This window comes from Phenylobacterium sp. GW821-FHT12F10 (assembly GCF_058806695.1).
Genome location: NZ_JBXAPY010000003.1, coordinates 562,909 through 579,013, shown reverse-complemented (window position 1 = coordinate 579,013; position 16,105 = coordinate 562,909). Strand labels below are relative to the sequence as shown.

At 70.1% G+C, this 16,105-nt stretch carries 12 protein-coding genes; 7 read left to right on the top strand and 5 right to left on the bottom strand.

Going from position 1 to position 16,105, the window contains the following annotated elements; translation table 11 throughout:
• Positions 1-69 precede the first annotated feature (69 nt).
• Positions 70-2,100, top strand: coding sequence for an ATP-binding protein (locus tag AC1RN5_RS18905; protein WP_493042863.1), 2,031 nt, complete (start codon positions 70-72; stop codon positions 2,098-2,100).
• Here AC1RN5_RS18905 and AC1RN5_RS18900 read toward each other — a convergent pair.
• From AC1RN5_RS18900 to AC1RN5_RS18885, 4 genes are all read right to left on the bottom strand, one after another.
• Positions 2,097-3,002, bottom strand: coding sequence for a hypothetical protein (locus AC1RN5_RS18900; protein ID WP_493042861.1), 906 nt, complete (start codon positions 3,000-3,002; stop codon positions 2,097-2,099). The two genes, AC1RN5_RS18905 and AC1RN5_RS18900, sit on opposite strands and share 4 nt — an antisense overlap.
• Positions 3,003-3,111: 109 nt before the next feature.
• Positions 3,112-6,252: an efflux RND transporter permease subunit gene (locus AC1RN5_RS18895; protein WP_493042859.1), complete on the bottom strand. Its 3,141-nt coding sequence runs from the start codon at positions 6,250-6,252 to the stop codon at positions 3,112-3,114.
• Positions 6,249-7,364, bottom strand: a complete 1,116-nt coding sequence (locus AC1RN5_RS18890; RefSeq protein ID WP_493042857.1) for an efflux RND transporter periplasmic adaptor subunit — start codon at positions 7,362-7,364, stop codon at positions 6,249-6,251. Before AC1RN5_RS18890 ends, AC1RN5_RS18895 begins: the two co-directional genes overlap by 4 nt.
• A 2-nt stretch (positions 7,365-7,366) precedes the next feature.
• A complete protein-coding gene (locus AC1RN5_RS18885; RefSeq protein ID WP_493042855.1) occupies positions 7,367-8,797 on the bottom strand; it encodes an efflux transporter outer membrane subunit in 1,431 nt (476 codons plus the stop codon).
• 304 nt (positions 8,798-9,101) lie between these two features.
• Here AC1RN5_RS18885 and AC1RN5_RS18880 point away from each other — a divergent pair, with 304 nt between their 5' ends.
• Positions 9,102-10,760, top strand: a complete 1,659-nt coding sequence (locus AC1RN5_RS18880) for a M28 family metallopeptidase (RefSeq protein WP_493042854.1) — start codon at positions 9,102-9,104, stop codon at positions 10,758-10,760.
• 13 nt (positions 10,761-10,773) lie between these two features.
• Positions 10,774-11,577 (top strand): DUF72 domain-containing protein, encoded by an 804-nt coding sequence (locus tag AC1RN5_RS18875; RefSeq protein ID WP_493042852.1) that lies wholly within the window; start codon positions 10,774-10,776, stop codon positions 11,575-11,577.
• A gap of 146 nt (positions 11,578-11,723) precedes the next feature.
• Here the strand turns inward: AC1RN5_RS18875 and AC1RN5_RS18870 are convergent, their stop codons facing one another.
• Positions 11,724-12,032: a hypothetical protein gene (locus tag AC1RN5_RS18870; RefSeq protein ID WP_421934199.1), complete on the bottom strand. Its 309-nt coding sequence runs from the start codon at positions 12,030-12,032 to the stop codon at positions 11,724-11,726.
• Positions 12,033-12,268: 236 nt separating this feature from the next.
• Here AC1RN5_RS18870 and AC1RN5_RS18865 point away from each other — a divergent pair, with 236 nt between their 5' ends.
• From AC1RN5_RS18865 to AC1RN5_RS18850, 4 genes are all read left to right on the top strand, one after another.
• Complete coding sequence (locus AC1RN5_RS18865) at positions 12,269-14,230, top strand: methyl-accepting chemotaxis protein (protein ID WP_493042851.1); 1,962 nt, start codon at positions 12,269-12,271, stop codon at positions 14,228-14,230.
• Positions 14,231-14,351: 121 nt separating this feature from the next.
• Positions 14,352-15,263, top strand: coding sequence for an SDR family oxidoreductase (locus AC1RN5_RS18860; RefSeq protein ID WP_493042849.1), 912 nt, complete (start codon positions 14,352-14,354; stop codon positions 15,261-15,263).
• A 43-nt stretch (positions 15,264-15,306) separates the two neighbouring features.
• Positions 15,307-15,651 carry a hypothetical protein gene (locus AC1RN5_RS18855; RefSeq protein ID WP_493042847.1) on the top strand — a complete coding sequence of 115 codons (345 nt, stop codon included), beginning with the start codon at positions 15,307-15,309 and terminating at the stop codon, positions 15,649-15,651.
• Between the two features lie 34 nt (positions 15,652-15,685).
• Complete coding sequence (locus tag AC1RN5_RS18850; RefSeq protein ID WP_493042846.1) at positions 15,686-16,096, top strand: hypothetical protein; 411 nt, start codon at positions 15,686-15,688, stop codon at positions 16,094-16,096.
• Positions 16,097-16,105 lie beyond the last annotated feature (9 nt).

Genomic DNA, 16,105 nt, shown 5'->3' with positions numbered 1-16,105 from the left:
ACCCGTCAACGGTGAAGTTTGTTCCGATGTGTCGCAGCCCGCAGTTGCGCGCAGAGGCGGATGGACTGCTTGGACCAGGTCGATCACATGCGCGCCGATGCGCGCCCGGTCAGACGGGTCGGCTGGAGGGTGCTCTGCACCCACCTCAACGATCTCCCGGCGACCTGGAAACTGACCCTGGCCTTCGCCGTGGTGCTCAGCGCCATCATCGCCATGGGCGCGGCCCTGGTGGTCAACCTCGATGTCGTCAAGCGGGCGCAGGCGGCCGACAGCCACGCTCAGCAGGTCTTCGCCGTCGCCAATGACGCACGCTCGGCCCTGACGCGGCAGGAAGACTCCCTGCGCGGCTACATTATCTCGGGCGACCCCTACTACGCGCGGCGCATCGCGACGGTCCATCGCCCGGCCTTCCTGGCGCGCATGGCCGAGCTCGAGCGCCTGGGACGCTCCGACCCGGCGCTCAGCGGCAAGCTGACCCAGGCGCGGGCGGCCTATGAACTCTGGGACGAGTGGGCGGTCGCCCGGGCCCTCGAACTGGCCGCCGCGCGTCGGACGCGCTCCCTGGCCGCGGAGATGGTGGGGCCCACCAACCCCGCCGACGACCTGATCGCCCCGGCCGAGACGGCCCTCGACGCCATTCAGGCCGACAGCCGGCGGGCCCTGGCGCTGAGCGGCGCGCGCAAGGACCATGCGATGCGCGCCATGACCACGGCCCTGGCCCTGGGCGTGCTGTTCGCCGCCCTGATCGCCGCGGTGATGGGCCTGGCGCTGAGGCGAAGCATGGTCCGTCCGATCCTGGCCCTGACCACGGTGATGCGCCGCCTGGCCGACGGCGACCACGCCATCCAGATTCCCGAGGTGGCCCGCCGCGACGAGATCGGCCGGATGGCCGGGGCGGTGGTCACGTTCCGCGACGCCGCGGTGGAGAAGGCGCGGCTGGAGGCCGAGGCCGAGGTGCGCCGGCAAGAGGCCCACGCCCTGGCCCTGCAGGCCCAGGCGGCCAACCACGCCAAGTCCGAATTCCTGGCCACCATGGCCCACGAGCTGCGCACGCCCCTCAACGGCGTGCTGGGCCTGGTGGACGTCATGGGCAGGACCGAGCTGACGCCGGCGCAGCAGGCGCACCTGGCCACCATCGGCGCTTCGGGCCGCGCCCTGGTCAGCGTGGTCAACGACGTCCTGGACATCTCCCGGATCGAGGCCGGGAGCCTGGAGATCCTGTCGGAACCCTTCGACATGGACCGGCTGACCGACGACCTGACCTCGATCTACGCCGCCATGGCCGCCGACAAGGGGCTGACCTTCGAACTGACCTTCGATCCCGCGGTCCGCGGCTGGCGGCTCGGGGACGCCGCGCGCCTGCGCCAGATCGCCGGCAACCTGATCTCCAACGGCCTGAAGTTCACCCAGGCCGGTTCGGTGCATGTCGCCTTCACCCAGCGGGACGACCAGGTCGTCCTGGAGGTGACCGACACCGGCATTGGCGTCGCGGCCCACCAGCAGGCCGCCATGTTCGACCGCTTCGTCCAGGCCGACGGCTCCTCCACCCGGCGCTTCGGCGGCGCCGGACTGGGCCTGGCGATCTGCCGGGAGCTGTCGGACCTGATGGGCGGGACCATCGGCTTCACCAGCGAACTGGGGGTGGGCTCACGCTTCACCCTCCAGGTTCCCCTGCCCGCCTGCGCCGCCCCGGCCGAACCGGAGGCCGCCGAGCCGATGGACGACAAGCTGCGCATCCTGGTGGTGGACGACAACGCCACCAACCGCCTGGTGCTCTGCGCCCTGCTGGATCAGCTGGGCCTCGCCGCCGAGTGCGTGGTCAACGGCGTGGAGGCCGTGGCGGCCTGGGAGGCCAACGCCTGGGACGCCATCCTGATGGACATCCACATGCCGGAGATGGACGGGGTGGCGGCCACCTCCAACATCCGCCGGCGGGAAGCGGAGCTGGGCCGCGACAAGACCCCGATCATCGCGGTCACCGCCAGCGTGCAGCCCGACGAGACCCGCGGCTACCTGTCGGCCGGCATGGACGACTGCGTGCCCAAGCCCATCGACACCCGCGCCCTGGTGACCGCGCTCCAGGGCGTGCTGGTCGCCTAGACTGGATCGTCCGGCGCCACGGTGAGCTGGCGGTAGATGTCGGCGAACGGCGCCGTCACGAAGATGTAGAAGCCGGCGACGATCAACGAAGCCACGGCCATCACGCCGACATAGGCCGCCGCGAACTGAGGCGCCCAGGTTTCCGCGCCCTGAGCCATCTTGGCCGTCATGGCCTGGGCGATCGCGTCGGCATGGCCCGACACGCCCACCCCGATGGCGATGGCGATCAGGATCACCGCCAGGGCGATCGCCAGCTCGACGCCGATGATGATCGCCACCAGGGCCAGTTGAACGCCGAAGATCTTCCAGCCGTGGCCCCGGGTCAGGGCCCAGGATTCCAGGAGCCGGAAGCGGCCGTCGGCGAAGGCCATCGGATAGGCCAGGGACAGGCGGATGACGCACCAGCCCCCCAGGATGGCCGCCACCAGGATCAGGCCGAAGGTGGCCAGGCCCGTGGCGCCGGAGTCCGGACCCGCCGCCATGCGGACTCCCATGACCAGGATGAAGATGACCAGGGCCGCGGCGATCATCGCCACGATCAGCAGGAAGATGGCGGTCACGGAGGTGAGGAACATGGCGCCCTCCCGCCGGCCCAGGCGCAGGTAGCCGAAGCCGCGGTCCTGAGGCCGCAGGATCGCCCGATATATGGCGCCGTAGATCACCAGCATGCCCGCGACGCTGAAGGGAAAGGCCAGCAGCTGGTAGGGCAGCATATGGGCCTGCATCTGCGCCATTTCCGGGACTTCGCCGGCCTTGCCCCCGGTCAGGGCCGCCTTGGACGCCGCATCCAGGGCGGTGATCAGCTCAGGCCAGACCGCCCAGTAGGCCGCCAGCTGCGGCAGCACCCCGCTCAGCAGGTAGACCGCGGCCAGGGACAGGAGCAGCCGGGGCTCTCGCCGCATCAGGCCAAGACCGGAAAACAGCGCCCTGCGCCCCGACAACCTGACCATCGTCCGCCCCCTTCAACTTCCCCGAGCGGAGCTTAGGCCCGCCCAGGTGAAGTTGAAAAGCCTAGAGCCGATCCTCGGGGGCCGCGACCGCCGGGGCCTCGCGGGGGGTCACCAGCTTGGCCAGGCGCGGCCGCAGCCACATCTCGAAGTCGTCGATCATCTCGTAGACCACCGGCACCAGGACCAGGGACAGCAGGGTCGAGGTGATCAGGCCTCCGATCACCGCCACGGCCATGGGCTGACGGAACTCCGCGCCCTTTTCCAGGGCGAAGGCCGTGGGCAGCATGCCCGCGGCCATGGCCATGGTGGTCATGACGATCGGCCGGGCCCGCTCGCGGCAGGCCTCCAGGATGGCGTCGCGCTGGGGCATGCCGTCGCGCTCGCGCTCGATGGCGTACTCCACCAGCAGGATGGAGTTCTTCGCCGCCAGGCCCATCAGCATCAGGAAGCCGATCAGGGACGGGATCGAGAGCGACAGGTTGAACACCAGCAGGCCGAAGAAGGCCCCGCCCACCGCCAGCGGCAGGGCCGAGAGGATCACCACCGGCTTGAAGAAGCTGCGGAACAGCAGGACCAGAACGCCGAAGATCATGGCCACCCCGGCGAACACCGCCATGCCGAAGGAGCCGAACAGCTCCTGCTGGGCCTCCAGTTGGCCGGTCTCGGCGGGGGCGACCCCGGCCGGCAGGTGCTTCATGATCGGCAGGGCCCGGACCCGCTTGTAGGCGTCCCCGAGCTCGGCGCCGTTCAGCTCGGCCTGGATGGTCAGCTGGCGCTTGCGGTTCAGGCGCTCGATCTTGGCGGGGCCCGCCTGGAAGCTGACATCGGCCACCGCGTCCAGGGTGGTGGTCCCCCCGGTGACGGTGGGGATGCGCAGGGCCTTGATCCGCTCCAGGTCGCCCCGGGCGTTGGCGGGCATGCGGATGCGGATCGGGATGCGCCGCTCGCCGGAGGTCAGCTTGGCCACATTGGCGTCGATGTCGCCGACCGTGGCGACGCGGGCCACCTGGGCGATGGTGTCCACCGAGACGCCGAGGCGGGCGGCCTCGTCGGCGCGCGGACGCACGATCAGCTCGGGCCCGATCGGGGGCGCCGAGGCGTGCGGATCGGCGATGATGTCGATGGTCCGCATCTGCTTTTCCAGCTCCAGCGAGGCGGCCGTGAGCGCCGCTGGATCGTTGGAGGCCAGGATGGCCTGGAGGCCGGCGCCGCCCTGGAAGTCTAGGAAGGTGATGCGGGCGTCCGGCACTTCGCGCAGGGCCTGGCGGGTCTGGGCCTTGAGCTCATCGCCGGTTATGGAGCGCTTCTCGTCCAGCAGGACGGTGACGGTGCCGTTGCGCAGGTCGCTGCCGCCCCCGCCGCCGCCGAAGCCCGGGCCGCCGCCGCTGGCGGTGGAGCCCACCTGGGCGAAGACGCCGCGGACGCCGGGGCGGCCCACGAAGATGGCGCTGACCCGCTGGGCGACGTCCTCCATGGCCTCGACCGTCGCGCCGGGCGGGCCCTGCAGGTCGACATAGATGTAGTCGGGGTCACCGGCCGGCTGGAAACCCTGGGGCAGCATGGGCACCAGGAACAGGGAGCCGACGAACATCACTCCGCCCAGGATGCAGGCCACGATCCGGTGGTCCAGCGCCCATTCTAGGGCGTTGCGGTAGAAGCCCTCGAAGGGCTTGCGCGCCGTCGGATGGGCCGTGGGCTTCAGCAGATAGGCGGCCATCAGCGGCGTCAGCAATCGTGCGACCACCAGGGAGAACAGCACCGCCACCGAGACGGTGAGGCCGAACTCCCGGAAGAACTGGCCGGCCATGCCCTTCATGAAGCTCACCGGGGTGAACACCACCACGATGGCCATGGTGGTGGCCACCACCGCCAGGCCGATGGCGTCGGCCCCCTGCAGGGCCGCCTGGAAGGGCCGCATGCCCTGGGCCACCCGTTTCTCGATGTTCTCGATCTCGACGATGGCGTCGTCCACCAGGATCCCCACCACCAGGGTCAGGGCCAGCAGGGTCACCACGTTCAGGGAGAAGCCGAACAGCTTCATGAAGAAGAAGGTCGGGATCAGCGAGATCGGCATGGCGAAGGCGGTGATCATGGTCGAGCGCCAGTCGCGCAGGAACAGGAACACCACCAGGGCCGCCAGGATCATGCCCTCCAGCAGCACGTGCTGGGTGGCGCGGAAGCTGGCCCGGGTCTCGTCCACCGAGGAGAAGATGCGGGTGAACTTCACCCCCGGATGGGCCTTCTCCATCTTGGCGACCGCCTTGATCACCGCGTCGTCGACGCCGACGTCGCTGGAGTCGCGGGTCTTCATCACCTGGAAGCCCACCACCGGCGCGCCGTTGAAGCGGGCGAAGCCGCGCACCTCGCTGGAGCCGTCGCCGACCTCGGCCACGTCGGTGAGCTTCACATAGCGCCCGCCGCCGGTGGGGATGGTCAGCTCGCGCAGGGCGTTGAGGGTGTTGACCGCCCCCAGGATGCGCAGGGTCTGCTCGCGCCCGCCGACCGAGACCCGGCCGCCGGGGGCGTCGATGTCGAAGCCGCGCAGGGCGTTGTTCACCTGCGGCGCGGTCAGCCCCCGGGCCGCCATGCGGTCGGGGTCGATGAGGACGTTGATCTCGCGGTTCACCCCGCCCACGCGGGAGATCTGGGAGACTCCCTTCTCGGTCTGTAGCTCGCGGGCGATGGTGTCGTCGACGAACCAAGACAGGTCGGCGTCCGACATGGCCGGCGCGGCCACCGCATAGGTCAGGATGGGCTGGCTATCGAGCTCCACCCGGGTGACCGTGGGCTCGTCGATCTCGCGCGGCAGGATGGCCCGGGTCTGGTCCATGCGGGAGCGGACCTCGTCGGTCTTCTTCTGCAGGTCCTCGCCCAGCTCGAACTCCACATTGGTGGAGGAGACCCCGAGGCTCACCGTCGAATAGATGTTCTTGACGTTGGAGATGCCGGCGATGGCGTCCTCCACCGGCCGGGTGATCTGCGTCTCCATTTCGCCGGGCGCGGCCCCCGACTGGGTCACGGTGATCGAGACCATCGGGAACTGGACGTTGGGGAACTGCTTCACCGGCAGCCCGCCGTAGGAGATCATCCCGGCCAGGACCAGGGCGATGAACAACACCGCCACCGGGACCGGATTGCGGATCGCCCAGGAGGAGATCTGGAAGCGGCCTCCGGAGTCGTGATCGTGCGGCGCGGGACTCATTTCTTGACGCTCGCGGGCTTGGCGACCGGAGCCGCGCCCTCGACCGGGCGCACCACGTCACCGTCCAGCAGGAAGGCCGCGGCGTTCAGCACCACGCGGGAGCCGGCCGGGGGCCCCTTGATCAGCGACACCAGGCCCGAGCCGCGCGGCCCGGTGGTCACGGCCACCCGCTTCACGCGGTTGTCGGCGCCCACCACCATCACGCTGGCGCCGTCGGCGTCGTAGCGCACGGCGGTCTCCGGCACGGCCAGGCTCTGGCCCACGGCGTCGGCGAACAGGGCCCGGCCGTAGCCGCCGGAGCGGATGTCGGCGCGGACCGGCAGGCGGACGCGCACCGTCCCGAGCTTGCTCTGGGCGTTCACCTGGGGCGAGACCAGCCGGACATAGCCCTCGGCGCTGGAGCCGGTGGCGAGCACCACGCTGGCGCGCTGGCCGGGGCGGACCCGGGCCAGGTCCTCTTCGGAAAGCTCGGCCAACAGCTCCACCTCGCCGCCCTGGGCGATGCGGAACCAGGGGGTCGAGCCCCCGGCCGACAGGTCGCCGGGGCGCACGTTGCGCTCCAGCACCAGGCCGGAGACCGGCGCGGTGACGGCGAGCTTGCCGGCCCGGGTGCGGGCGTCCTTGTAGGCCGCGGCCTGGGCGTTGGCGGTGGCCCGCGCGGCGCGGGCCTGGAAGCGGCGCTGATCGAGCTGCTCCTGGGAGAGCACGCCCTGTCCGTCGAGGCCCTTCACCCGGGCGGCCTGGGCCTCGGCCTGCTCGGCCTGGATGGCGCTCTGGGCGGCCAGCGCCCCCTGCTGCTCCACCTGGGCGGCGATCAGGGCGCCGTCCAGCTGGACCAGGGTCTGTCCGGCGCGGACGTACTGGCCGGCGTCGGCCAGCACCCGGGCGACCCGGTAACCGGTGACCTCGGGCAGGACGGCGGCCTCCTCGCGGGGCGTGAGCACGCCGGAGGCGGTGAGGGAGCCGATGATGGCCCTGGGCTCGACCTTGACCACCCGCACGGCGCGGGCGCGCTGGGCGTCGGTCTCCTTGACCGCGGGCTTCTTGCCGCAGGCCGACAGGGACAGCGCCGCCATCAGGGCGAGCGTGAGGATTTGGGGCGTTCTCGTCACGTCTAGCGTGCCTCTTGCTTTGCGAGCGCCGGGGTGGCGGGCCAGCCGCCTCCCAGGGCCTTGTAGGTCTGGACGGCGCGGCGCAGGGCCTGGACCTGGGCGCTGGTCAGGGCCGACCGCGTCGCGCGCCAGGACTGCTCGGCGCCGAGCGCCGTCTGAAGGTCGTCGATGCCGGCGGCGTAGCGCACGCGGCTGGCCTCGTAGGCCCGCTCGGCGCGCCGCTCCCCGTCGGTGAGCAGGTCGACCCGGCGGCGATCGGACTCCAGCCGCGTCAGGGCGCTGTCGGCCTCGCCATAGGCGGTCTGCACCGCCTTCTCATAGGCGATGACCGCCTGCTCGGTGCGGGCGTCCTGGGCCTTGAGGTCCTGCAGCAGCTTGGGGATCGACAGGATCGGCTGGGTCAGGCCGGCCCCGATCGACCAGTTGCGGGTCGAGGACTCGTAGCCCGGCTGTTCGGTCTTGGAGAGGCCGATGCCCGGGGTCAGGGTGAAGGTCGGGAAGAAGGCGAGCTTGGCGTAGGTCAGGCGGCCGGCGGCCGAGCGGACCCCGGCCTCGGCTTGGCGCACGTCGGGGCGCCGAGCCAGCAGCTGACCGGGCACCGTGGCCGGGACCGGCGGAATCTCGCCGACGCTGGCGGGGGTGGGAACGCTGGCCAGGGGATCGATCCCGCGGCCCACCAGCACCAGCAGGGTGCGGCGGGTGGCCTTCAGCTCGGCCTCCAGGCTGGCGGCCTGGCCCTCGGCCTGGGCCAGGTCCCCGGCCACCCGGTCGGCGTCGGAGGAGGAGCCCAGGCCGCGCTCGGCCTTGGTGTTGGCCACGCGCTGCAGCGCTTGCTGGATGCGGGCGGTCTCGCGGGCGTCCTCGAGCTGGATGGCCTGGCCGCGGGCCTGGAAATAGGTGTCGGCGATATTGGCCGCCAGGCTGGCGCGGGCGCCTTCGTAGCTGGCCTCGGCGGCGTTGGTGTCCCCGCGGGCGGCCTTGGCCACCGCGAAGATCCGTCCGAACAGGTCGACCTCCCAGCTGACGTTCAGGCTGGCGCTGGAGGTGGTGCTCTCCCCGTTGGTGGAGAACCCCGGAATATTGACCACCGTCCCGGAGGTCTGGGTGGTGTGGGTCTCCTTGGTGGAGCCCGCGGCGTTGCCCTGGGGCAGGAAGGCGATCAGCGCGTTGGAGGAGGTGGCGCGGGCCTCGGTCAGCCGGGCGGCGGCCGAGCGGGAATCCGGCGCGGCCACCAGGGCCTGCTCGATCAGGTTGGTCAGCACCGGGTCGTTGAACTGGGTCCACCAGCGGTCGAGGGCCGCGGCGTCGATCGACGCCTGGGCGGGCTGGGGCGCCTCGAAGGCGGCGGGCAGGGCGATGTCGGGCTTGCGCGCCGAGGCGCATGCGGCAAGCGTCAGACAGGCCAGTCCGGCTACGAATGTGGCGGGGCGCATGATCTCTGTCGTTGTCAGACCGCGAATCGCCGCCGAGTGTATCGGCTTTGGGGAGGCGCGACGCGGTTAGCTGAAGCTCCCTTGATCATAGCAAGCCGACCGGCGGATTGCAGCGGCGTTACAAACCGCCTGCGCGCGCGGCGGTGCGGCGCGCGGGTCACACTCATTCCGGGTTGGATCGTTCAAGATTGAACCATCCCGCGCCGGACGACATTCGGCCCGCCCCCTGGCCCAACACGCTCTAGCGCCCGGGCCTGGGGCTCGTTAGGGTCGGGGCAAATCTGGTCCTTGCTTGAGTGTATTCATGAAACAATTCCTCCTGGCCGGCGCATGCGCGTGGGCGGTTCTGGCCCTGGGCGCGCCCGCCGGCGCCGCCGACATCGACCCGGCCAAGATCGCCGACCACGTCAAGGTCCTGGCCTCCGACGCCTTCGAGGGCCGCGGCCCCGCCACCGCCGGCGAGGTGAAGACGGTCCAGTACCTCACCGACCAGTTCAAGGCTGCGGGCCTGCAGCCCGGCGGCGACCTGCAGAAGGACGGCGCTCGAGCCTGGACCCAGGACGTGCCGCTGGCCCAGTTCGACAACAAGGACCCGATCAAGGTCAGCGTCACCGTCAACGGCCAGGTCCAGACCTGGGCCCAGGGCGAGCAGATCGCCATCCGCGCGCCCCAGACCGGGGTCGACCACGTGAGCGTGAAAGACGCTCCGGTGGTCTTCGTCGGCTATGGCGTCAAGGCGCCCGAGCGCAACTGGGACGACTTCAAGGGCGTGGACCTGAAGGGTAAGATCGCGCTCGTCCTGGTCAACGACCCCGACTTCGAGACCGGCCAGGGCGACTTCGGCGGCAAGGCCATGACCTATTACGGCCGCTGGACCTACAAGTACGAGGAGGCCGCCCGCCAGGGCGCCATCGGCTTCATCGTCATCCACGAGACCGCCCCGGCCTCCTACGGCTGGAACACGGTGAAGAACTCCAACACCAACACCGTCTTCGACATCATCCGCGCCGACCCCACCAAGGCCCACGCCCCCATCGAGGCCTGGATCCAGCGCGATCCGGCCGTGGAGCTCTTCAAGGCCTCGGGCCTGGATTTCGAGGCTCTGAAGAAGCAGGCCCAGACCCGCGACTTCAAGCCGGTGACCCTGAAGGGCGTGACCTTCTCCACCGACATCGCCGTGGACGCCAAGAAGATCGTGTCGAAGAACGTGGCGGGCGTCCTGCCAGGGACCAAGCACCCCGAGGACAAGGTGATCTACACCGCCCACTGGGACCACCTGGGGGTCGGCCTGCCCGACGCCAAGGGCGACCGAATCTATAACGGCGCCCTGGACAACGCCTCGGGGACCTCGGTCCTGATCGAGATGGCCCGGGCGGCCGCGGCCCAGCCGCGCACCGAGCGCTCGATGCTGTTCCTGGCGGTCACCGCCGAGGAGAAGGGCCTGCTGGGGTCGGAATACTACGCCGCCAACCCGCTCTATCCGCTCGCCACCACCGTGGCCGACATCAACATGGACGGCGCGTCGGTCAACGGCCCGTCGCGGGACTTCGGCACCTCGGGCGACGCGCCGCTCACCCTGCAGGACGACCTGATCGAGGTCGCCAAGGGCTACCACATGACCTACAGCCCCGACCCGCGTCCGGGCGCCGGCAGCTTCTTCCGCTCCGACCACTTCTCCTTCGCCAAGCGCGGTGTGCCGGCCATCTCCTTCGGGGGCGGCCAGGACCTGGTGAACGGCGGCAAGGCCCGCGGCGAGGCCCTGCAGAAGGCCTACACCACCGACAAGTACCACCAGCCGGCCGACGAGTATTCCCCCGACTGGGACCTGACCGGCGCGGCCCAGAACGCCGAGATGCTGCTGGACCTGGGGACCAGGCTCGCCAATTCCCGCGAGTGGCCGGAATGGAAGGCCGGGTCGGAGTTCAAGGCCGAGCGGGACAAGACCGCCTCGGCGCGCAAGTAGGAGAGCGGGCGGCATGGCGAAGGCAGGCGTCATCCGCGCCGGCATCGGGGGCTGGACCTTCGAGCCGTGGCGCGGGGTCTTCTATCCCGACGGCCTCAAGCAGGCCGACGAGCTCGCCTACGCCAGCCGCCACCTCACCACCATCGAGATCAACTCCACCTACTATTCCTCCCAGAAGCCCGAGACCTTCGCCAAGTGGAAGGCGGCCACCCCCGAGGGCTTCGTCTTCTCCGTCAAGGCCTCGCGGTTCTGCACCAACCGCAAGATCCTGGCCCAGTCGGGGGAGTCGATCGGCAAGTTCCTGAACCAGGGGATCGTCGAGCTGGGGGACCGGCTGGGGCCGATCCTGTGGCAGTTCATGCCCAACAAGGCGTTCGACCCCGCCGACTTCGAGGCCTTCCTCGACCTGCTGCCCAGGACTCAGGACGGCCTGAAGCTGCGGCACGTGGTGGAGGTTCGCAACGCCAGCTTCCTCGACGTGGCCTTCATCGCCATGTGCCGCCATCGCAACGTCGCCATCTGCGTGTCGGAGAACGACCGCTATCCGATGATCCCCGACGTCACCGCCGACTTCGTCTACGCTCGCCTGATTGACGGCTCCGACGACATCGAGACCGGCTATCCGCCGGAGGGCCTTGACCTCTGGGCCCGCCGGTTTGGCCAGTACGCCCAGGGCCGCTGCCCCGACGATTTGACGCCGGTGGACCGCACCGCCCCCGCCGAGCAGCCGGCAGACGTGTTCAGCTACTTCATCCACGAGGGGAAGGTCCGGGCGCCGGCGGCGGCCATGGCGCTCATCAGCCGTGTGAACCGCTAGACCGCGGCGACCCGCCCAGGTTGCGACAATCCGTCGCACGACGTTATCTCAGGCCCCGCGGCCGGGGTGTCGCCCATAACAAAACACCTCCGGCCCACGGGGCCGGAGGTGTGATTTGCAGAAATGATAATTCTTGAAGCTGCGGTCTAGCCGCCGCCCGGGAAGCGCATCGGGACCTTAACGACCCCGGTCTTCGAACCCATGGGCAGCGCTTCGGCGACGCAGAGCGCAGCCTTGTCGAACCCCTTGTTGGGTTGGGTGTTATCCAGCACCTTGCAGCCCGAAAGCTTGCCGGCGTCAGCGGTGCATTCCAGCATGACCATGGCCGCGTCCCGCGTATTAGCGTTCTTCGTCAGGCAACGGCCCATGCTGTCCTCGAAGCTCCCGGCAGACGCCGAACCGGCGACGGCCAGAGCCAGGGCGCAACCGCCCAAGATCTTGATGATATTTTTCATGCCCCACTCCTTTCTAGATTTGGACAAGTGGAGGTTGAAGCATTCAGGTTAAGAGAGTCTGATCCGGGCCACCCGATTTGTGGTTAATCAGCAGTAAAGACCGAGATCACATTTTCGAGTCTCTATAGTGAGACGCCCGACCCTCAAATCGCCCCCAACTCATTTCGGTGACGTTTGGTTAGCAACCTCGCGGCATGGTGACCGCGTCGCTAACCGTGTTTACGGGGGATTTCAGAGTGAAGCGCTTCAGGCTCGTGGATACGCCGCTGATCATCAAGATCGGCTTCGCGCCCGCATTCGCACTCGTCATGCTGGCCTGCCTGGCCACCGGAGCCATCATCCTGCAGCGCGGCCAGGCGGCTGAACTGCGGCAGGTCGTCCAGGTGGACATGCCCAACAGTCTGCGCATGCAGAAGGTCTCCGAACGGATCACCGCCGTTCACGGCCAGCTCTACTTCCTGCTGACCCACCAGGCCGCCTCCATCGAGGTCGAGAAGATCGACGCCGACTCCAAGGCCATGCTCGCCGAGATCGACTCCATCAAGAAGGAGGTCGAGACCGCCCGCAAGACCGCCCCGGCCGATCAGAAGAAATCCTATGACGAACTGATCAAGGCGCTCGGCAACACTCGCGACGCCCTCGACGTCATCTGCGCCATGATCACCGCCGACTTCGGCACGGCCGCCGGCTTCGCCGCCCCGTTCGAAGAAGAATACGGCAAGATGAGCGCCACGCTCCACAAGATCGTGGACGCCGGCCAGGCGGTCACCGACAAGAGCGCCGCCGAGAGCGGTGAGCGCGCCAAGGCCGCCCAGACCATGACCATGGTCGGCGCCCTGGCCACCCTGCTGATCGCCGGCGCCCTGGCCGTCAGCCTGACCCTGACCCTGCGCCGCGACGTCAAGAAGATCGCCACCGCCACCGAGGCCCTGTCGCGCGGCGACAACAGCATCAATCTCGACGCCCTGGCCCGCAAGGACGAGCTCGGCGCCATCGTCTCCTCCCTGACGGTCTTCCGCGACAACCAACTCCACCTGGAGAAGCTGCGCCAGGAGAGCGAGACCGCGGAGGCCTCCGCCGAGGCCGCCCGCCGCCAGAACGCCGAAGCCGCCGCGGCCATCGCCGAGGAACAGGCCAATGTGGTCACCAACCTGGCCCGCGCCCTGGACGCCCTGGCCTCGGGCGACCTGACCTACCGCGTCGAGACCGAGTTCCCCGGCGACTACCGCAAGCTCCGCGACGACTTCAACGCCGCCGTGGCCAAGCTGGAAGAGGCCATGACGGCCATCGCCGGCGCCACCGCCTCCATCCAGTCCGGGGCCGGCGAGATCAGCCACTCGGCCGACGACCTGTCGCGCCGCACCGAGCACCAGGCCGCGACCCTGGAAGAGACCGCCGCGGCCCTCGACCAGATCACCGCCACCGTCAACAAGACCTCCGAGGGCGCCACCCACGGCCGCGAGGCCACCGCCTCGGCCAAGACCGACGCCGAACAGTCCGGCGAGATCGTCCGCAAGGCGGTCGTGGCGATGAACTCGATCCAGGAAGGCTCCAACAAGATCAGCCAGATCATCGGCGTGGTCGACGAGATCGCCTTCCAGACCAACCTTCTGGCCCTGAACGCCGGGGTGGAAGCCGCCCGCGCCGGGGAGTCCGGCAAGGGCTTCGCCGTCGTCGCCTCCGAAGTCCGGGCCCTGGCCCAGCGCTCGGCCGAAGCGGCCAAGGAGATCAAGGCGCTCATCTCGGCCTCGACCCAGCAGGTCGCCGAGGGCGTGGGCCTGGTGGACGAGACCGGCAAGGCCCTGGAGCGCATCGTGCGTCAGGTCGGCGAGATCTCCACCGTGGTCGGCGAGATCGCCGCTTCGGCCAAGGAAGAGGCGCTCGGCCTCGGCCAGGTGAACACCGCCGTCAACCAGATGGACCAGGTCACCCAGCAGAACGCGGCCATGGTGGAGGAATCCACCGCCGCCAGCCGCGTCCTGGCCGACGAGGCCGAGGAGCTGGCCCGCCTGGTGGGCCGCTTCCGGGTCTCCGGCGGGGCTGCGGTCGCCAGCCGCGCGCCCGAACGTCACCAAGCCGCCCCGGCGCGTCACGCCCCGGCCCCGCGGTCCCAGGCCCAGTACGCCCCGGCCACCCGCGGGAACACCGCCCTCGCCCAACAGCCCCAGGCCGAGGACGACAGCTGGGAAGAGTTCTAGAAGCTTCCGACTTCCAAAGGGGCGTCTGAAGGGGGACCGCTTTAGGGCGGTCCCCCTTTTCATTTGACCGACCCGGCGTCAGCGGCGCGCACTTCCTCCAATCATAAGGAGGAGCGCCGCCATGGCCGAACTGACCCAAGACGACCTGATGTTCCGGCCGGGCCTGATGAAAGGCGAGCGGATCCTGATCACCGGCGGCGGCACCGGCCTGGGCAAGGTGATGGCCGAGGCCTGCCTGATCCTGGGGGCCGAGGTCTATATCTGCGGCCGCCGCGGCGGGGTGGTGGAGGCCGCGGCCAAGGACCTGATGGCCGCCCACGGCGGCAAGGTCGTGGGCATCGCCTGCGACATCCGCGTGCCCGAGGCGATCACCGACATGATGGACCAGATCTGGGCCGACGGCGGGGCGCTCACCGGCCTGGTCAACAACGCCGCGGGCAACTTCATCAGCCGCACCCAGGACCTGTCGCCGCGCGGCTTCGACGCCATCGCCAACATCGTCTTCCGCGGCTCCTTCTTCGTCACCCTGGACGCCGGCAAGCGCTGGATCGCCGAGGGAAAGAAGGCCTCGGTGGTCTCCATCCTCACCACCTGGATCTGGAACGGCGGCCCCTTCACCGTGCCCTCGGCCATGTCCAAGGCCGGCCTGGCCACCATGAGCCAGTCCCTGGCGGTGGAGTGGGGACCCTACGGCATCCGCTTCAACAATATCGCCCCGGGCCCCTTCCCCACCGAAGGCATGAGCGCCCGCCTCAATCCGGGCGAGGCGCGCGACGACGGCCAGGCCAGCCGCACCGGCAACCCCATGGGCCGGGTCGGCGAGATGCGGGAGCTGGCCAATCTGGCGGTCTATCTGCTGCATCCCCTGTCGGCCTATGTGAACGGCCAGACCATCGCCATCGACGGCGCCGCCTGGCAGGCCTCGGGGGGCAACTTCTCGGGCCTGCGGGCCTGGACCGACGATCAGTGGGCCGCCGCCAAGGAGTCCATCCAGGCCACGAACGCCAAGGACCGGGCCGCCCGAACGGTCTGATCATGGTTAACGCGGTCTTAAGATCGCGCTGCGAGGGTGGGGCATGCGCAAAGCCCTCCCCCTCGTGGCGCTGATCCTCGTCCTGGCCGCGCCCGCCCTGGCCGCGCCCGCCCTGCGCGGGTCGCAGTCGGCCGACCCGCCGGCGCCCGTCGGCGCGAGCGCGCCGCAGACCCCCGCCGTCGACCTCGCCCCCCAGCTCCCCATTCCCCTGCGCACCCTGGCCGAGACGCCCGTGGCCGGCGAGGCCGGCCAGTGCCGCCTGACCTGCGCCCAGTCCTATTATTTCTGCCTGGCCAGCGACGGGGCCGAAGACTGCGCCCCCACCTGGGGACAGTGCCGCGCCAAGTGCGACGCCCCCAGCCCGGTTGCGAGCGCCGTTCCCGGCTGACATCGTGGCCGCCGACCCCCTCGGAGCCCACGCCATGAAGCCCCTGTTCGCCGCCGCCGCCCTCATGGCCCTCGCCGCCTGCGGCCCCAAGGCGGCCCAGCAGGCCAAGCCGGCGGCCGCCCCCATCGCCTGCGCCGGCCTGCCCGCCTACGCCCCGGTCTATCCGGGCGCCAAGGTCACCCTCTGCACCCAGGGCGATTCGACTCCCGGCAAGATCGGCGGGGCGGTGGGCTTCACCAGCCCCGACGCTCCCGACACCATCGTCGCCCTCTACAAGGACGGCGCGGCGGCCGCCGGCCTGCGCCCGGGCCTGGACCTGGACCAGGGCGGATCGAAGGTGTTCTCGGCCCAGGACGGGGACCGCACGGTGCGCATCCAGGCCCTGCCGGAGGCGGGCGGCGGCTCCACCGCCATCCTCACCTGGGGCGCGGCCAAGCCCGGCTGACCGCCCGCA

What these genes read in the sequence shown, in the direction of transcription:
- AC1RN5_RS18900 (WP_493042861.1), bottom strand. Translation starts at nt 3,002, where the DNA reads ATGCGGCGAGAGCCCCGGCTGCTCCTGTCCCTGGCCGCGGTCTACCTG.
- AC1RN5_RS18895 (WP_493042859.1), bottom strand. Translation starts at nt 6,252, where the DNA reads ATGAGTCCCGCGCCGCACGATCACGACTCCGGAGGCCGCTTCCAGATC.
- AC1RN5_RS18885 (WP_493042855.1), bottom strand. Translation starts at nt 8,797, where the DNA reads ATGCGCCCCGCCACATTCGTAGCCGGACTGGCCTGTCTGACGCTTGCC.
- AC1RN5_RS18880 (WP_493042854.1), top strand. Translation starts at nt 9,102, where the DNA reads ATGAAACAATTCCTCCTGGCCGGCGCATGCGCGTGGGCGGTTCTGGCC.
- AC1RN5_RS18875 (WP_493042852.1), top strand. Translation starts at nt 10,774, where the DNA reads ATGGCGAAGGCAGGCGTCATCCGCGCCGGCATCGGGGGCTGGACCTTC.
- AC1RN5_RS18870 (WP_421934199.1), bottom strand. Translation starts at nt 12,032, where the DNA reads ATGAAAAATATCATCAAGATCTTGGGCGGTTGCGCCCTGGCTCTGGCC.
- AC1RN5_RS18860 (WP_493042849.1), top strand. Translation starts at nt 14,352, where the DNA reads ATGGCCGAACTGACCCAAGACGACCTGATGTTCCGGCCGGGCCTGATG.
- AC1RN5_RS18855 (WP_493042847.1), top strand. Translation starts at nt 15,307, where the DNA reads ATGCGCAAAGCCCTCCCCCTCGTGGCGCTGATCCTCGTCCTGGCCGCG.
- AC1RN5_RS18850 (WP_493042846.1), top strand. Translation starts at nt 15,686, where the DNA reads ATGAAGCCCCTGTTCGCCGCCGCCGCCCTCATGGCCCTCGCCGCCTGC.